We start from the raw sequence: 17075 nt of genomic DNA on the forward strand, positions 1-17075 counted from the left end.
GGGCGAGCACGTCGCCGTACGGCCGCACCCGCAGGTCCAGCGGGGTCGCACCGCCGATCCGGAGCAGCGGCTCGATCACCTGCTCGGCGGCCGCGGCGTCGCCGTGCGCGACGCAGACGCCGACGATCAGCGCCTGCGGCGCGAAGCCCTCGGGCAGCAGCACGACCATCGAGGTGAGCGCGTCCGGCGCCGCCCGCATGACGTCGCGCCAGCCCCTGAGGACGGTGGCGGCGTCGGCGCGCGGGTAGGCGATGTGCCCGGAGTACACCTCGGGCACCGGCTGCGCGATCACGTCGAAGCTGGTGACGACGCCGAAGTTGCCGCCACCGCCGCGCAGCGCCCAGAACAGGTCCGGATGCTCGTCGGCGCCGGCCTGCAGTACCCGGCCGTCGGCGGTGACGACCTCCGCGGCGACCAGCGCGTCGATGGTGAGGCCCTCCTGGCGCACCAGCCAGCCCATGCCGCCGCCGAGGATCAGCCCGCCGACGCCGACGTCGGTGGTGTCGCCGGAGGAGATCGACCAGCCGTGCGGGGCCAGCGCTCGCGTGACGCCGGCCCAGCGGGCGCCGGCGCCGATGCGGACCAGGCGGCGGCCGGCGTCGAGGACCTCGACGCCGTCCAGCGGGCCGAGGTCGAGGACGATGCCGCCGTCGTTGGTGGCGAAGCCGGGACCGCCGTGCCCGCCACTGCGCACCGAGAGGACGAGGTCCTGCTCCTGGGCGGCGGCCACGGTCCGGCGGACGTCGTCGGTGCTGCTGGCACGCACGATCAGGGCCGGTGCGCCGTGGCGCTGATAGGCGTTGCGGTGCGTGTCGTAGGCGTCGTCGCCGGGGCGGATCAGCTCACCGTCGACGACCAGTGTCGTTACATCGCTCATGTAGAGGTGACGAACGGACCGCCACCCGGGGGACGGACCGCGTCAGAGTTCTTCCAGCCGCCGGGTGAGGAACCGCCGCTCGGGTGTCGTCGTGGCCAGGCCGAGGGCGCGACGGTACGCGGCGGCCGCCTCGTCGTCGCGGCCGAGCCGGCGCAGCAGCTCGCCGCGGGTGGAGTGGAAGTACAGGTAGTCGTCGAGGTCGAGGCGGTCGACGGCGCGCAGCGCGGCCGCGGGATCGCCGGCCTCGGCCACCGCGACGGCGCCGTTCAGCTCGACCACCGACGAGCCGGTCAGCTCGACCAGCCGCCGGTACAGCCCGGCCACTCGCGGCCAGTCGACCCGCTCCCGCGTCTGCAAGGACGCGATCGCCGCCTGCAGCACGTACGGACCGTCGCCGCCGAGCTCGACCGCCCGGTCCAGCGCCGCCCGGCCGGCCGCGAGCAGCGCGCCGTCCCACAGCGAGCGGTCCTGGTCGGCCAGCAGCACGAGGTCGTCGCCGTCGAACCGGGCCCGCTGGCGGGCCTGGTGGATCAGCATCAGCGCGAGCAGCCCGTGCACCTCGGGCCGGCCGGCCAGCAGACCGGCCAGCACCCGGCCCAGCCGGATCGCCTCGGCGCCGAGGTCGACCCGGCCGCTGTAGCCCTCGTTGTAGATCAGGTAGATGATCGCCAGCACGGCGTCGAGACGGTCCGGCAGCAGCCGCTCGTCGGGCACGGCGAACGGGATGCTGGCCGCCCTGATCTTCGCCTTGGCCCGGGTCAGGCGCCGCTTCATCGTCTCCTCGGAGACGAGGAACGCCCGCGCGATCTCCGCGGTCTCCAGGCCACCGAGCGCCCGCAGCGTCAGCGCCACCTGTGCCTCCAGCGCCAGCGCCGGGTGGCAGCAGGTGAAGATCAGCTCCAGCCGCTCGTCCTTGATCACGGTGTCGTCGACCTCGTCCATCGTGGCCTCCGGCGCCGGCAGCAGGTGGATCTTCTCGGCCAGCGTCCGCTCGCGGCGGATCCGGTCGATGGCCCGGTTCCGCGCCGTCGTCACCAGCCAGGCCCGCGGGTGGTCCGGCACCCCGTCGGCCGGCCAGCGCGCGGCGGCGACGGCGAACGCGTCCTGTGCGGCCTCCTCGGCGCGGTCGAGGTCGCCGAGGAACCCGGCGAGCGAGGCCAGCACCCGGCCCCACTCGTCGCGGAAGACCTCGTCGAGCGAGCTCAGCGCTGCTCCGCCAGCGGCCGCACCTCGACGACGCCGTGGCGGGCCGCCGGGATGCTCGCGGCCAGCTCGAGGGCCTCGTCGAGGTTCGCCGCCTCGACCAGGCAGATGCCGCCGAGCACCTCCTTGGTGTCGGCGAACGGGCCGTCGGTCAGCAGCGTCCGGCCGCCGGCCACCCGCACGCTGGTCGCCGTCTCGGCCGGCTGCAACCGCGTGCCGCCGAGGAATCGGCGGTCGTCGCGCAGGGTCTCGTACTCGGCCTTCTCCGCGATCCGCTCGTCCTCGGACAGCTCGGTGTCGTGGCCGGCCTCGGTGTAGATCATCAGGGCGTACTGCATGGACACCTCCTCACCCCTATGACGAGACAGCGCCCCGGAATGAGACGTGTCAGAATAAACTTCTGAGACCTGTCGAATCACAGTATTTACTGCTAGCCTCCTGATCATCTGCCGGCCGCAGAGATCGACCATCCACGACGCGCAGCTGCCTCCCTTCCACCGAAGCATGGAGCCGCCAACGATGGACGCACCACGCCTGGCCCGGCCGCCCGCCGTCATCGGCGCACTGGTCGCGGCGCTCTCCCTCCTCCTCACCCTGCTGGCCTCGCCCGCCCACTCCGAAGGCTTCACCCCAGAAGTCACCGTCCACTCCGACCTCACCCTGCTCGACGGCGACGGCATCCGCACGCCTGACATCATCTCCACCAGCCCGATGAACGTCGTCGCCGCCTGGCGCGAAGGCAACACGGCCGGTCAGTACGACAACGGCGCCATCAAGTACTCCTACTCGACCGACGGCGGCGCGAACTGGAGCACGCCGCAGACCCTCGCCGCCAAGGACGCCACCTACGGCTGGCACTACGTGATCTTCTACAAGGTCGACACGACGCTCTACGCGTTCCTCGGCCGGGCGCCGGCCGGCTCGACCAACGGCCAGCCGGTCACCACGTTCGTGAAGAAGAGCACCGACGGCGGGCAGAACTGGACCGACCACACCGCGAACTTCAGCGGCGTGCCGTCCAGCTTCGTCATCGCGGGCCGGCCGCTGAAGTACGGCAACTACCACATCGCGCCGTTCTGGAAGGGCGGTCAGGTCGCGGTCATGCGCTCGACCGACCTGGTGAACTGGACGGCGGGCGCCTTCGCACCGGACCCGCTGAACACCAAGTCCGGCGAGAACCAGCTGGTGGTGAACCCGGAGAACCCGAACCAGCTGCTGATGTTCAACCGGGTCGCCGCACCGGCCGCCGACTACGTCACCGGCACCGTCTACATGTCCCGGACCTCCAGCAACGACGGCGGCCTGACCTGGTCGCCACTGGCGTTCGAGCCCAACATCCCGAACATGGGCACCAAGGGATACGTGACGGTGGACTCGAACGGGCAGTTCCTCACCATCTACAACACGATGGGCGGCATCTTCCCCAGCCCGGTCGAGACCCGGCCGCCGCACTGGCGGTCGATCCTCAACTACAAGGTGAAGAAGCCTGGCCAGCCCTGGGGTCCTGGCCGGTTCGTCGCCGACGGGCCGCCGATCGTAGCCCGGCCGCACAGCGCCGGCTGGGACACCTACGCGATGGCCGACGAGTACGCGCCGGGCAAGTTCTTCGTCGTCTGGGAGCACGACACGTCGGCGATCAAGGTGATGAAGCTGGACGTCTCGGACTCGTTCACCGGCGTCAACGAGAACTGGGACGCCACCGGGCCATGGACCACCACCGCGAACGGCGGCACCGCGGCCGTCACCGGCGGCCGGCTGAACCTCACCAACGCCGCCGGCACCACGACGACGGTGCATCAGGACCACGCCTACCAGGGTGGCTTCATCGCGGCGATGACCGGGCGCGTCACCACCGCGTCGACGTTGAACACCACCACCGGCGTCGGCGCGAGCCTGCAGCTGCGGGTGGCCAACGGCAGCCGGGAGCTGGCCTTCACGGTGCAGTCCGACGGCGTCTACGCGCGGGTGTCCGGCGCGGCGACCTGGCAACGGGTGCTCACCCAGGCGATCGACGCGAACGATCACCAGTACCGGGTGATCGTCCAGGCCGACGGCACCGCCCGGCTGTTCTTCGACTCCGTCGACACCGGGGTGGAGTGGACGGTGCCGGCCAGCACGGCGCCGGTCCGGACGACGGTGTCCGCGTCGGGCACCAGCGGGTCGCCGGCGGCGTCGTCGGTGAACTGGGTGAGCGTCGAGGAGAGCCTCGTCTCCACGACGTTCGACGACCTCACCGGCTGGGTGCCGTACGGCACCGGCGGCACCATCGCGCCGGCCGGCGAGCTGCGGGTCCAGAGCGGCACCACCACGCAGAATGCCGTCACGAAGGATCTGCCGGATCGGTGCGACTTCTCGCTGGACTTCCGCGCCCAGGTCACCGACTACGCGGCGCTGAACCCGTCGAACGGGCACGGCAGCAGCCTCACCGTCAGCGTGACGAACCGCAGCCGGCGGCTGATGTTGGCGATCCAGCAGGACGGCGTCTACACGATCAAGAAGGGCGACACCGACTGGACCCGCGTCTACGCGCTCAGCAATGCCGGAGCGCTGGCGTCCTGGCGGGTCGACACCGATGCCGGCGAGGCCCGGCTGTTCCGCAACGGCGTCGACACCGGCGCCAGCTGGACGATCCAGGACCGTGACACCGCTCCGGCGGTGCGGCTCTGGTCGGCCGGCAACAACGGCGACACGGCCGCGTTCCAGATGGACTGGATGCGGCTGACCTGCGAGATCCGCTGAGAGGCGGCGGTGCGCCCGGGCATGCTCGGGCGCACCGTCCTCCTCACCAGTCGTGCACGGTCCCGTCGGCCAGCCGGTTCACCGGCAGGTAGCCCGGTTGAAAGGGGAACGCCGCGGCGGCCTCCTCGTCGACGTCGACACCGAGACCGGGCTCGTCGCCGGGGTGCAGCCCGCCGTCGTCGAACGTGTGCGTCGAGCGGAAGACCTCGCCGGCCAACGGGTGGTGCCGCATGTACTCCATGATGCCGAAGTTGTGGATCGCCAGGCCGAGGTGCAGCGACGCGGCCAGCCCGACCGGCGACACGTCGACCGGCCCGTGCATCCCGGACTTGACCTGGTACATCGCCGCGTAGTCGAGGACCCGGCGCAGCCCGGTGATGCCACCGGCGTGCGGGACCGGCGAGCGGACGTAGTCGATCAGCTGCTCGCGGATCAGCAGCTGGTAGTCGACGATGCTGTTGAACACCTCGCCGATCGCCAGCGGGGTGGTCGACGCCGCGCGGACCAGCCGCAGCGCCTCCTGGTTCTCCGCCGGGGTCACGTCCTCCAGCCAGAACAGGTCATACGGCTCCAGCGCCTTCGCCAGCCGGGCGGCCTGGATCGGGGTGAGCCGGTGGTGTGCGTCGTGCAGCAGCGGCAGCTCCGGCCCGAACTCGTTCCGGACCGTCTCGAACACGCCCGGGATGTGCCGCAGGTAGGCGGGGCTGTCCCAGGTCTCGACGGCGGGCAGGCCGCCGGCGCTGGTCGGCTCGTACCGGCCGAGCCGGTCGTCGGCCGGCGGGAGGCCGTAGATCGAGCCGAGCCCGGGCACCCCGGACTGGATCCGGATGGCCCGGTAGCCCAGCTCCAGGTGCGCCCGCACCGAGTCCAGCAGCTCCTCGGTGTCGCGCCCGTTGGCGTGTCCGTAGACCAGGCAGCGGTCCCGGCTGGCGCCACCGAGCAGCTGGTACAGCGGCAGCCCGGCGACCTTCGCCTTGAGGTCCCACAGCGCGACGTCGACGGCGGCGATCGCGGCCATCGTCACCGGCCCGCGCCGCCAGTACGCGCCGCGGTAGAGCAGCTGCCAGGTGTCCTCGATCCGGTGCGCGTCGATGCCGGCGAGCATCGGCGCGACGTGCTCGCTCAGGTACGCGGCGACCGCCAGCTCGCGGCCGTTGAGGGTCGCGTCGCCCCAGCCGACCAGGCCGTCCTCGGTGGTGATCTTCAGCGTGACGAAGTTGCGGCCCGGGCGGGTGACGATGACGTCGACGGCCTTGATCAGCATGGGTCCTCCGGTCTCAAGCGGCGGTGTCGTACGCCGCGCGGGTGATCTCGTGCTCCAGCGGCCGGCCGGCGAGGAACCGGAGCACCTCGTCGACGGTCACCGCGCCCTGCTCTCGCAGCGTGTCGGCGGTCAGCGCGGCGATGTGCGGGGTGGCGACGACACCGTCGGCGCGGCGCCACGGGTCGTCCACCGGCAGCGGCTCGGCGTCGAACACGTCGGTGACGACGCGGACCCGGCCGGCGCGAGCCGCGGCGAGCAGTGCGACACCGTCGACGAGGGCGGACCGGGCCGTGTTGACGACGAGCGCGCCGGGTCGCAGCGCCGCGACCTGCGCGGCGCCGATCATGCCGCGGGTCGCCGGGAGCACCGGCGCGTGCAGCGAGACGACGTCGGAGTCCCGCAGCAACCGCTGCAGATCGACCGGCTCGGCGCCGAGCGCGGCCGCGTCCGCCTTGTCGAGAAACGGGTCGTACACCAGGCACCGGCAGCCGAACGGGCGCAGCCGGTGCAGCGTCGCCCGGCCGGTGCGGCTGGCGCCGACGATGCCGACGGTCCGGTCGCGAAGCAGCCGGCCCGGCGGCCGGGCGGCGAGGTCGGCCCACGGCTCGCTGGCTCGTAGCGCGGTGGCGAATCCGACCGAGTCGCGCAGTCCGGCGATGATCGACATCACCGCGAACTCGGCCACCGCCTCGGCCAGCACCGCGGCGACCTGGGTGACCCGTACGCCACGATCCAGCGCGGCGGCCGGGATCAGGTACCGCACCGACCCGCCGGTGTGTGCGACCAGCCGCAGGCGGGCGCCGTCGGCGTACGACGACGGTGGCAGCGGCGGCGTGTCCCAGCCGGTGACGCAGACGTCCGCGGCGGTCAGTTCGGCCGGGTCCAGGGAGACGACGACGTCGGCCGCCGCGGCCAGCCGATCCAGGTCGGCGCCGGCGAGGACCCGGCCGCGCAGCTCGTCGCCGAGGGCGACGACGACGCGGGCGCTCACCGGGCGCCGTCCACGATCGTCGTGGCCAGGCTGCCGATCCCCTCGATCCGCGCGACCACGTCGTCGCCGGGCGCCAGGTACTCCGGTGGCGTGCGCGCGTCGCCGACCCCGGACGGCGTGCCGGTGAGCAGCACGTCGCCCGGTTGCAGCGTCACGAAGCGGGACAGCTCGGCCAGCAGCGCGGGCACGTCGAAGACCATGTCCGCGGTGGTGGAGTTCTGCTTCGCGACGCCGTTGACGGTGAGCGTCAGCCGCAGCGCGGCCGGGTCGGGCACCTCGTCGCGGGTCACCAGCGACGGGCCGAGCGGGCAGAACCCGTCCAGGCTCTTGCCGAGGAACCACTGGCCCTCCGGCCGGCCGTGCTGCTGGTCGCGAGCGGACAGGTCGTTGGCGACGGTGTAGCCGAAGATCGCCGCCTCGGCCTCCGGCCGCGACAGGTGCCGGCCGCCGGCGCCGAGCACGACGGCCAGCTCCACCTCCCAGTCCACCCGGGTGCTCAGCGCCGGGTCGACGGCGACCGGCCCCGGCCCGGTGACCGACGTCGTCGCCTTGGTGAAGAAGATCGGGCTGGCCGGCGGCCCGGCCGAGTGCTCGGACTCCTCGACGTGGCCTCGGTAGTTGGCGCCGACGGCGAAGACGTTGCGGCGCGGCCGCGGGATGGGCGCCAGTAGCTCCACCTCGTCCAGGGCGATTCGCTCCTCGCCGGCGACCGCGGCGAGCACAGCGTCGCGCTCCGCCAGTGGCAGCTCCAGCAGCGTCGCGACGTCCGGCGGCGCGCCAACGGGCGCGACGGCGACCCGGTCGCCGGCGGCGACGCCCCACGCGGGGACGGCTCCGGGCAGGCGGAAGCTCAGCAGGTGCATCGGGGACCTCATTCCAGTGATCGGTCAGGAGAGGGAGCGCAGCAGCTCCAGATCGGCGACCAGGCCGACGTCGGCGGGCGGCAGCACGTCGGGGTACCAGCGCCGCTCGTACTCCAGCGTCAGCGCGCCGGTGTACCCGTCCAGCAGCCCCAGCGTCACCGGCCAGTCCACCTCGCCGGCGGCCAGGCCGACCGGGGTGCGGCCCTCGAAGCCGTCGGAACGGACGAAGTTCTTCACGTGCACGTGCCGGATCAGCTCCCGCTGCACGCCGACGGCGTCTGCGGGCGGTTCGGCGGCCATGATGGCGAGGTTGGCCTGGTCGTACAGGATGCCGACGGCCGGAGCGGCGACCGCGTCCACCAGCTGGCGGGTGGCGGCGGCGCTGGTGGCGAGCGTGTCCATGTGGTTCTCGACGTCGAGGCTCACCCCGGCCGGCCCGGCGTGGGCGGCGACGGCGTGCAGCGTCGCGGCCGCACGGCTGGCCGCGTCCGGACGGTCGTCCGCCGGGCGGTCCCGGCCGGCCAGCACCCGGACGTGCCCGGCGCCGGCCGCGGCGGCCAGGTCGACCGCCCGGCGCAACGCGTCCGCCGTGGCGTCCCGCACGGCTGCGGACTCGTCGTCGAGGTCTCGCGCGTACGAGCACAGCACGCCGACCCGCAGGCCGAGCCCGTCCGCCATGGCCGCCGCTCTCGCCGCGTCCATCTGGGACGAGAGCGCCGCCGGGTAGTCGTCGGCGACGATCAGCTCGACGCCGTCCAGCCCGAGCCGGTGCGCGATCGCCAGGCACCCCGCCACGTCGGTCTCCGGAGTGGCCATCGAGTGCAGCCACAGCGGCCAGCGGCTCATCCCTTCACCGCGCCGCCGGTCAGGCCGCCGGTGATGCGCCGCTGCACGAGCAGGAACAGCGCCAGCGTCGGCAGCACCGCGAGCGTCGTCGCGGCCATCAGCGGACCCCAGTCGGCCACCTCGCTGCCGAGGAAGTTGTAGATGCCGACCGGCAGCGTCCGCCGCTCCCCGCTGCCGAGGATCACGAACGAGAGCAGGAACTCGTTCCAGCTGTTGAGGAAGCCGAAGATCGCGGTGGTGGCCAGGCCCGGCGCGGCCAGCGGCGCCGCGATGCGCACGAACACGCCGGCGTGGCTGAGCCCGTCGACCCGGCCGGCCTCCTCGATCTCGACCGGCAGCGTGCGGAAGTACTGCATCATCAGCCACACGCAGAACGGGAAGTTGAACACGACGTGCACCAGCACGATGCCGGGATAGCCTCCGGCCAGGCCCAGGTCGGAGACCAGGATGAACAGCGGCATCACGAACAGGATGGTCGGGAAGACGTACGCGACCAGCACGCTGCGCGAGATCACCGCGCGGCCGCGGAACCTGCCGCGGGCCAGCCCGTAGCCGGCCATCGCCGCCAGCACGACGACGATCGCGGTCGACGCGAGGCCGACGACGAGGCTGTTGACCATGAACTCCGCGAACGGGGTGCCGTCGAGCACCCGTCGGTAGAAGCCCCAGTCGATGCCGTCGGGCAGCCAGCCGGGGTCGCCGGAGTACAGCTGCTCCGGCGGCTTCACCGACGAGAGCGCCATCCAGACCAGCGGGAACACCGCGAACGCCACCAGCGGGACCAGCACGACGGCGGCGCCGATGCGGGTGGTCCGGCTGCGGCCGCCCGAGATGAGTGTCGTCGCCATCACGCCTCCTCGTCCCGGTCCGGCCGCAGCACCCGCAGGTAGACGGCGACGATGACGACCAGCACGGCCAGCATCGCCACCGAGACCGCCGCCATCCGGCCGATCTCGAAGTTCGTCCAGCCGACCCGGAACGCGTACACCGCCAGCGTCTCCGTCGCGCCGGCCGGGCCGCCCGCCGTCGCCAGGTACACGAAGTCGAAGTTGTTGAACACCCAGATCGTGCGCAGCACCACCAGCGCGCCGATCAGCGCCCGCAGCGCCGGCAGGACGATGTGGCGCAGCTCCTGCCAGAAGCTCGCGCCGTCCACCCGGGCGGACTCGTAGTGCTCGGCCGGGATCGTCTGCAGCCCGGCCAGCAGCGCCACCATCATGAACGGGAAGCCGAACCAGATGTTCATCACGACGATCGCCGGCATCGCGGTGGACTCGTTCCCGAACCACGCGAGCGGCTCGTCGATGACGCCGACCGCGAGCAGAGCGTCGTTGAGCACGCCGACGATCGGGTCGAGCATGAACCGCCAGCTGAACGCCAGCACGATCGACGGGAACGCCCACGGGACGATCAGCCCGAGTCGCAGCGGCGTCTGCGCCCGCCGGACGTTCTGCAGCGCCACCGCGCCGGCGAACCCGAGCAGCAGCTGCCCGGCCACCGACGCGAACGTCCACACCAGCGTCTTGCCGATCGCGGAGTAGAACGCCGGGTCCTCCAACACCCACCGGTAGTTCGCCAGCCCGACCCAGTCGGTGACCGGGAAGCTGAGGTTGCGGTTGGTGAAGCTGTTCCAGAGGTTGAAGCCGATCGGGTACGCGACGACGGCCAGCAGCAACGCCACGCCGGGCAGCACCAGCAGCGCGTGCGTGCGCCGGTCGGCCCAGCCGGCCAGCCGGCCCAGCGGTCCCCGTCCGCTCGGTCCGCGGACCGGCGGCTGCGGGGAGCGCCGCCGGTCGGCGGCCGGCTCAGCCGAGGCGAGACGAGACACTGTCGAGGGTGGACTGGAGCGTCTGGTTGGCCGCGCTCAGCGCGCCGTCGACGCTCGCGCCGCCGACCAGGATGGACTGCAGCGCCTGCTCGATCGCGTGGCTGGCGAACACCGGGCCGGCGTACGGCGACGGACCGTCCTCGAAACCGGGGGCGAACCCCTCCTCGACGCCGGTCATGGTCTGCTGCGCGGTGGCCTGGTACTGCGCGATCGTCGGGTGGTCGAAGAACGCCGGCCCGTTCGCCGCGGCCAGCGACGGGAACATGAACAGCGGGATCGTGTGCAGGAACGGCACGTAGTTCTCCTCCGCGTAGAGGAACGCGGCGAACTCCTGCGCGAGCGTGGGGTTGCGGCCCTTCGGCAGCGCCACCGAGATGGCCCCGATCAAGTGGCCGGGATTGACGTCGGTCGGCATGAAGGTGGTGGCCAGTTGCGCGGCGATGTCCGGCGCCTCGATCGCGGCGGTCCCGATCTCCGCGCCGGACACCTCCGCGAGCACCGTCGTCCCGGCGTTGATCAGCGAGAAGTTGTCGTTGATGTTGTAGTTGACCTGGCCCGGTCCGCTGGCGGTGCGGCCGATCTCGACGAGGAACTCGGTGGCGCGCTTCACCTCCGCCGTGTCGAGCATCGCCTTGCCGTCGCCGTCGAACAGCCGGCCACCGGCGGAGTGTGTGAGCATGTAGAGCAGGTAGCCGCCGCCGGTGTCGGCCGCGGACAGCTTGAGCATCCAGCCGAACTGGTCCGGCTCGCGGGTGGCCGCCTGGGCCGCCGTCAGCACCTGGTCCCAGGTCGGGCGCTCGGGCAGGCTGGCGCCGGCCGCGCTGAGCAGGTCCTTGCGGTGCGCGAGCAGCCGGTTGTGCACGTAGTGCGGCAGCAGGATGTGCTCGCCCTCGTACAGCCCGATCTTGTCGACCAGGCCCGGGATGAACGCCGACCCGCCGCCGAGCTCGTCGAGCACCGGGCCCATCGGGTTCAGTGCGCCCGCATGCCACATCGAGACCGCCTGCTCGGGCAGGACGGTGGTGACGTCCGGCAGCGACCCGGCCGCCTGCGCCGCCGGCCACTTGGTCGGGAACTGCGGGAACGGGACGACCTCGATCTCGACCGTGGTGCCCGGGTGGCTCTGCTCGAACCGGTCGGCCACCTGGCGCATGAAGTCGACCCGCGCCTCCTGCGTGTAGTTGTGCCAGAAGACCAGCTTGCCGCCGCCGTCGCCGGACGACGCGCCGTCATCGGAGCCGCAGCCGGACAGCGCGGCGCCGACGGTGCCGGCCGCGGCCGCGCCGAGCACGCCGCGGACGAAGGTGCGCCTGCTCAGGGGCGCACCATTGACACTCCCGATCATGGGTTCTCTCCTTCGGATGAGCCGTGGGCATAGATGCGATCGATCACGTCGAGGGCCGCGCAGGCGGCCCGGAGCGGCACCGGCGCCGGCCGGCCCGCTCGCAGCCGCTCGACGACGTCGGCGGCGAAGATCCGGTAGCGCTGCATGACCGTCGGCGAGTCCACCGTGGTGCTGCCGGCGGCGGTGCTGACCTCGACGACGTCGTGCAGTTCGCGCACCGACGAACCGGCGCCGGTGAGCGCCCACTCGTGGTCGGTGCCGTCGCGGTCGGGTCCGCTGTAACCGACCTCGACCAGCCCGAGCAGGCCGGACTCGTCGCGCAGCAGGGCCACCGCGTGGTCCTCGACCGGCAGCCCGTGCTGCCGGTGCGACAGGGCGGCGCCGACCACGCTGACCTCGCCCCCGGCCAGCGACAGGAACGCGTCGACGGCATGCGGGCCGAGGTTGCGCAGCGCTCCCCCACCGCTCACCGCCGGGTCCAGCACCCACGCGACGTCATCCTCGACGTAGCGGTCCGGCGAGCCGTTGACGATCCGGAACCGGGCCACCGTCGTGGGGTCGAGCAGGCCGTCGGCGCGCAGCCGGCCGACCTGCTCCCAGAACGTGCTGTACCGGTTGATCAGCGGTACGGTCGCGAACCGGCCGGCGGCCTCGGCGGCGTGCACGAGCGGCCACAGGTCGGCGGCACTCGCGGCGGCCGGCTTCTCGACGACGAACGGGGTGCCGTGCGCGATCAGCCGGGCGATGACGTCGGGTGCGGTCCGGTGCCGGGGCATCGCCAGGACCAGGTCGGCGTCGTGGCCGAGCAGGTCGTCCAGCGATCGTTCGGCCGGGCAGCCCAGCCGGGTCACCCACCGCCGCGCCGCCGCCGGGTCGTCGTCCTGCACCGCGACGACGGTCGCGCCTGCCGCCACGAATGCGTCGACGTGCCGGGGCGCGTGCCAGTGGCCGACCCCCGCGATGCTCAGCCGCACCCCTTGCGTCACGAGTCGTTCCGCCAGTCCTGCGGGAGGTCGTTGAACCGGGCCTGGGTGGCGCCCAGCTCCTCCAGCTCAGACGTCGAGCCGCCCTTCTCCTCCGACACGGCCGTCGCGATGGCCTCCAGCAGCGCCAGTCCGGCGACCCGGGCGCCGAACTGCGCCGTGCCCCGCGAGACCGCCTCGCTGAAGATCGTCAACGACGCGTCGGTGACGTCGCCGATCGGCGACTGCGGGTTCGCCGTCAGCCCGACCGTCTCGACGCCGCGCTCCTTCGCGTATGTCAGCGCCTGCACCGTGTCGCGGGACCGGCCCGAGTAGGAGATGGCGAAGACCAGGTCGCCCGGGCTGAGCCGGGAGACGTGCGCGAGCATCATCATCGGGTCCGCGGTCCAGGTGACCGGGACGCCGACGCTGGCCAGCCGGTAGGAGAACATGTGGCACAGCGGCGCCGCCGTGCCGGTGCCGAGCAGCAGCACCGCGGGCGCGCCGGCGAGCCGGTGCACGACGTGCCGCAGCGCCGGCTCGGACAGGTTCGTCAGCGTGTCCTGCATGCACTCGACCTCGAGCGCCATCACCCGCTGCACCAGGTCCAGCGGGCCGCCGAGCCCGGCGCGCGACTCCAGCACCAGCTCGACCGGGTGCGAGTGGTACAGCCCGAGCGACTTGCCCAGGTCCAGTGAGAGCGCCTGGGCGAACTCCCGGTAACCGGTGTAGCCGAGCGCGTGGGTGAACCGGCTGACCGCGTTCTCGGAGACGCCGGCCATCTGCGCGAGCACCTGGATGGATGCGCCGCGGACCTTCCACGGGTCGGTCAGCACGGTGTCGGCGACTCGGGCGCGGGCTCCGCTGAGCCCCGGGCGGGCCTGCCGCAGCCGCTCCAGGCAGGACGGCTCGGCCTGCGACTCGGCGGCGCCGCGGTCCGGCGCCGGGGTGCTGGGTGTCTCGGTCACGTGGTGCTCCTCGCTGGGGTGGTTCGCTGATCGGTGGGTGCCGGCATCATGGCCCGGTCCGGGCCGGCGCGGACGGCCTCGGCCCAGGGCGCGCCGGCGGCGACCAGCTCGCGCGCCTGCCGCAGCGCCTTCGCCATCCGCCGGCCGACGGCGCCGGTGACCCGCCCGTCGCGGCCGTACAGCGCGACGAACCGGCCGTCGGCCAGGCTGCCGGCGACGACGGCCACGTCGTGTGCGGCGCCGGTCACGCCCCAGGCCTGCAGGCGGACGCCGTACTGGTCGCTCCACACGTACGGGACCGGCCGGAACGGCGCGGGCGCGCCGAGGATCGCGGCCGCGACGTGCTCGGCCTGCTCGGTCGCGTTGGTGCGGTGCTCGACCCGGAGCCGGCCGTGGTCCGGGTGCCGCCAGGAGGCGACATCGCCGGCCGCGTAGACGTCCGGCGCGACCCGGCAGGTCGCGTCGGCCTCGACGCCGTCGCCGAGCGGGAGCCCGCTGCCGGCCAGCCAGTCCGTCGCCGGACGGCAGCCGATCGCCACCAGCACGACATCCGCCGCGACCCGGGCGCCGTCGGTGAGGACGGCGCCGGCGACCCGCCCGTCGTCCGCCACGATTTGCCGCACGCCGAGGCCCAGCCGCAGGTCGACGCCGTTCTCGGCGTGCGCCGCGGCCAGCACCCCGCCGACGGCGGTGCCGAGCGCGGCCGCGGCCGGCGCCGGCTGCGGGTCGACCAGAGTCACGTCGAGGCCGAGCCCCCGGCAGCTCGCGGCGGCCTCGGCGCCGAGGAACCCGGCGCCGACGATCAGCACGCGGCGAGCCTTCGCCAGATCGGCCCGCAGGCCGGCGGCGTCGTCGAGCGTGCGCAGCACGTGCATGCCGGCCAGCCGTTCGGCGCCGGGGAGGCGCCGCGGCCCGACGCCGGTCGCGATCACCAGCGCGTCGTACGGCAGCTCACGGCCACCGGCCAGCCGGACCAGACGCGACGCCGGGTCCAGCGCGACGGCCGGCGTGCCGAGCAGCAGGTCGATGCCGCTGCGCTCGTAGTGCCCGGGCTCGCGCAACGCCACCGGCTCCCCCATCAGCTCCTTCGACAGCGGCGGCCGGTCGTACGGGAGGTGCGGCTCGGCGCCGACGAGCGTCAGGTCGCCCTGATGGCCGCCGTGCCGCAGCGCGTCGGCCACCGTCACCCCGGCCGCGGACGCGCCGACGATCACGACCCGCCGCATCACGGCGTCGCCACCGTGATCGCGACCGCCGGGCAGAGCCGGGCGGCCTGCCGGACCGCGGCGTCCTGCCCGGCCGGCGGGTCGGCGTCGAGCAGCAGCACCGTGCCGGTGTCGTCGTCCTGGTCGAACACGTCCGGCGCGGCCAGCACGCACTGCCCGCCGCCGACGCACTTCTCCTCGTCCACCACGATGCGGCTCATCGGTTCACCGGCCAGGTCACCGGCAGCTCGCCGAGGCTGGACAGCAGGTACTGGCGCACGACGATCCGGTCCGTGTCGATCGCGAGCGCCAGGCCGGGCAGCCGGCGGAACAGCGTCTCGTAGACGACATTCAGCTCAAGCCGGGCCAGCGGCTGGCCGAGGCACTGGTGCACGCCGTAGGCGAAGGCGACGTGATGCCGCGCCTCGCGGTGGATGTCGAGCGTGTCCGGGTCGGGGAACGCCCGCCCGTCCCGGTTGGCCGCGGCCAGCGGCGTGATGATGCCCTCGCCGGCCGCGATGACGACGCCGCCGACCTCGATGTCCTCGGTGGCGACCCGGTTCGGCGAGATCTGGAAGACGCTGATGTAGCGCAGCAGCTCCTCGACCGCGTTCGGCCACAGCTCCGGCCGCGCCTTCAGCTCGTCGAGCTGGTCCGCGTGGCGCAGCAGCTCCAGCACGCCCAGCGCGATCATGTTCGCCGTCGTGTCGTGGCCGGCCGCCAGCAGGTGCCGGACGATCGCGACCAGCTGGTCACGGTCGACGGCGCCGGTGTGCAGCTGGTCGCGGACCAGCTCGCTCACGATGCTCTCGTCGGGCCGGCGCTCCTTGCGCGCCACCAGGTCGGCCGCGTATCCGAGCATGTCCGCCGTCGCGGCCTCGACCTCCAGTGGCGACGAGTCCAGCGCGTTGCGGGTGTGGTCGCGGCCCTGGAAGAAGAACCGCTCCTCGGCCGGGATGCCGAACAGGTGGCAGATGGTCCGGGCCGGCACCTCGAGCGCGACTTCGCGGACCAGGTCGATCGGCGGACCCAGCTCCGCGGCCCGGCCGATGACGGTGTCGGCGATGTCCTGGACCACCGGGCGCAGCGACTCGATCCGCCGCACGGTGAAGTACTTCGTCACCATCTTGCGCAGCCGGCCGTGGCCGGGCGGGTCCTGGGAGATGAACGCGCGCTCACCCCGCTCGGCCGCGGCCCGGGCCGGTGTCGCGAACGGGTAGCCGGGGTGCTGCCGGCGCGAGCTGACCCGCGGGTCGGCGAGCACGGCCCGCACCTCGTCGTAGCCCGTGACCAGCCACGCCGTGCCGCCGTCCCAGAGCCGCACCCGGCTGACCGGCGCGGTGTCCCGCAGCCGCGCGTACGCCGCCGGCGGATGGAACGGGGTCTCTCGCGGCATCGGGAAGCGGGGCAGGCTGCCCGCCTCGTCCGGCACGGTCCGCACGTCCACCACCGCTGTGCCCTCCCTGTTCGCCGCTCGGGTGCGTGCAGTTTAGAAATAAATGATGGGAAACCGCAAGAGTGAGAAGAAACTTCTTCTATACACGGCGTGCACGGGGACCGGTCAGAATGGTCCGATGGCCAAGTACCTGCTGCTCAAGCACTACCGCGGCGCACCGCCGGCGGTGAACGACGTGCCGATGGACGAGTGGACGCCCGAGGAGGTCGAGGCGCACCTGACGTACATGCGCGACTTCGCCGCCCGCTTGGAGGAGTCCGGCGAGTTCGTCGACCATCGCGCCCTCGCCCCCGAGGGCACGTTCGTCCGGTACGACGGCGAGGGCCGGCCGCCGGTCACCGACGGCCCGTTCGCCGAGACGAAGGACCTCGTCGCCGGCTGGATGGTGATCGACGTCGACAGCTACGAGCGCGCGCTCGAGCTGGCCGGTGAGCTGTCCGCGGCGCCGGGCGCGGGCGGGCGGCCGATCCACGAGTGGCTCGAGCTGCGGCCCCTGCTCACCGCGCCGCAGCCGATGACGGAGTGACG

At 73.1% G+C, this 17075-nt stretch carries 17 protein-coding genes; 2 read left to right on the forward strand and 15 right to left on the reverse strand.

Annotation, left to right across the window (positions count from 1 at the left end; all coding sequences use genetic code 11):
* The 3 genes from C1I92_RS12775 to C1I92_RS12785 all read right to left on the reverse strand — a co-directional run.
* On the reverse strand, positions 1–877 hold an 877-nt coding region (locus C1I92_RS12775), incomplete at its 3' end, for an FAD-binding oxidoreductase (RefSeq protein WP_146605118.1).
* A 42-nt stretch (positions 878–919) separates the two neighbouring features.
* Positions 920–2041, reverse strand: coding sequence for an RNA polymerase sigma factor (locus tag C1I92_RS12780; protein ID WP_111255046.1), 1122 nt, complete (start codon positions 2039–2041; stop codon positions 920–922).
* 38 nt (positions 2042–2079) lie between these two features.
* On the reverse strand, positions 2080–2418 hold the full coding sequence (locus C1I92_RS12785; protein WP_111255047.1) for a YciI family protein: 339 nt from the start codon (positions 2416–2418) through the stop codon (positions 2080–2082).
* Between the two features lie 181 nt (positions 2419–2599).
* Here C1I92_RS12785 and C1I92_RS12790 point away from each other — a divergent pair, with 181 nt between their 5' ends.
* Positions 2600–4819, forward strand: a complete 2220-nt coding sequence (locus C1I92_RS12790; RefSeq protein WP_158564106.1) for a sialidase family protein — start codon at positions 2600–2602, stop codon at positions 4817–4819.
* 43 nt (positions 4820–4862) lie between these two features.
* On the opposite strand, the gene manD is transcribed toward C1I92_RS12790, so the two are convergent.
* The 12 genes from manD to C1I92_RS12850 are packed head-to-tail and all read right to left on the reverse strand — an operon-like array spanning position 4863 to position 16541.
* Positions 4863–6083 (reverse strand): D-mannonate dehydratase ManD, encoded by a 1221-nt coding sequence (manD, locus tag C1I92_RS12795; protein WP_111255049.1) that lies wholly within the window; start codon positions 6081–6083, stop codon positions 4863–4865.
* A gap of 13 nt (positions 6084–6096) precedes the next feature.
* Entirely contained in the window at positions 6097–7074 is a 978-nt protein-coding gene (locus tag C1I92_RS12800; protein ID WP_111255050.1) for a hydroxyacid dehydrogenase, read from the reverse strand.
* Entirely contained in the window at positions 7071–7937 is an 867-nt protein-coding gene (locus C1I92_RS12805) for a fumarylacetoacetate hydrolase family protein (protein WP_111255051.1), read from the reverse strand. The genes C1I92_RS12800 and C1I92_RS12805 overlap by 4 nt, the downstream gene beginning before the upstream one ends.
* Before the next feature lie 24 nt (positions 7938–7961).
* The gene (locus tag C1I92_RS12810) at positions 7962–8783 is read right to left on the reverse strand and encodes a sugar phosphate isomerase/epimerase family protein (RefSeq protein WP_111255052.1); all 822 of its coding nucleotides are present in this window, start codon (positions 8781–8783) and stop codon (positions 7962–7964) included.
* Positions 8780–9631: a carbohydrate ABC transporter permease gene (locus tag C1I92_RS12815; RefSeq protein ID WP_111255053.1), complete on the reverse strand. Its 852-nt coding sequence runs from the start codon at positions 9629–9631 to the stop codon at positions 8780–8782. Before C1I92_RS12815 ends, C1I92_RS12810 begins: the two co-directional genes overlap by 4 nt.
* Complete coding sequence (locus C1I92_RS12820; protein ID WP_111255054.1) at positions 9631–10611, reverse strand: carbohydrate ABC transporter permease; 981 nt, start codon at positions 10609–10611, stop codon at positions 9631–9633. Before C1I92_RS12820 ends, C1I92_RS12815 begins: the two co-directional genes overlap by 1 nt.
* Positions 10589–11956, reverse strand: coding sequence for an extracellular solute-binding protein (locus tag C1I92_RS12825; protein ID WP_111255055.1), 1368 nt, complete (start codon positions 11954–11956; stop codon positions 10589–10591). The genes C1I92_RS12820 and C1I92_RS12825 overlap by 23 nt, the downstream gene beginning before the upstream one ends.
* Positions 11953–12942: a Gfo/Idh/MocA family protein gene (locus tag C1I92_RS12830; RefSeq protein WP_111255056.1), complete on the reverse strand. Its 990-nt coding sequence runs from the start codon at positions 12940–12942 to the stop codon at positions 11953–11955. Before C1I92_RS12830 ends, C1I92_RS12825 begins: the two co-directional genes overlap by 4 nt.
* Complete coding sequence (locus tag C1I92_RS12835) at positions 12939–13886, reverse strand: MurR/RpiR family transcriptional regulator (RefSeq protein WP_158564107.1); 948 nt, start codon at positions 13884–13886, stop codon at positions 12939–12941. Before C1I92_RS12835 ends, C1I92_RS12830 begins: the two co-directional genes overlap by 4 nt.
* Positions 13883–15112: an NAD(P)/FAD-dependent oxidoreductase gene (locus C1I92_RS12840; protein ID WP_199521180.1), complete on the reverse strand. Its 1230-nt coding sequence runs from the start codon at positions 15110–15112 to the stop codon at positions 13883–13885. The genes C1I92_RS12835 and C1I92_RS12840 overlap by 4 nt, the downstream gene beginning before the upstream one ends.
* Positions 15112–15312: a ferredoxin gene (locus C1I92_RS12845; protein WP_111255058.1), complete on the reverse strand. Its 201-nt coding sequence runs from the start codon at positions 15310–15312 to the stop codon at positions 15112–15114. Before C1I92_RS12845 ends, C1I92_RS12840 begins: the two co-directional genes overlap by 1 nt.
* Positions 15309–16541: a cytochrome P450 gene (locus C1I92_RS12850; RefSeq protein WP_111255059.1), complete on the reverse strand. Its 1233-nt coding sequence runs from the start codon at positions 16539–16541 to the stop codon at positions 15309–15311. The genes C1I92_RS12845 and C1I92_RS12850 overlap by 4 nt, the downstream gene beginning before the upstream one ends.
* A gap of 124 nt (positions 16542–16665) precedes the next feature.
* On the opposite strand from C1I92_RS12850, the gene C1I92_RS12855 reads away from it, so the two are divergent.
* The gene (locus C1I92_RS12855; protein ID WP_111255060.1) at positions 16666–17073 is read left to right on the forward strand and encodes a YciI family protein; all 408 of its coding nucleotides are present in this window, start codon (positions 16666–16668) and stop codon (positions 17071–17073) included.
* Positions 17074–17075 lie beyond the last annotated feature (2 nt).

The organism is Jiangella anatolica (assembly GCF_003236295.1).
In the GTDB taxonomy this organism is placed as follows: Bacteria; Actinomycetota; Actinomycetes; order Jiangellales; family Jiangellaceae; genus Jiangella; species Jiangella anatolica.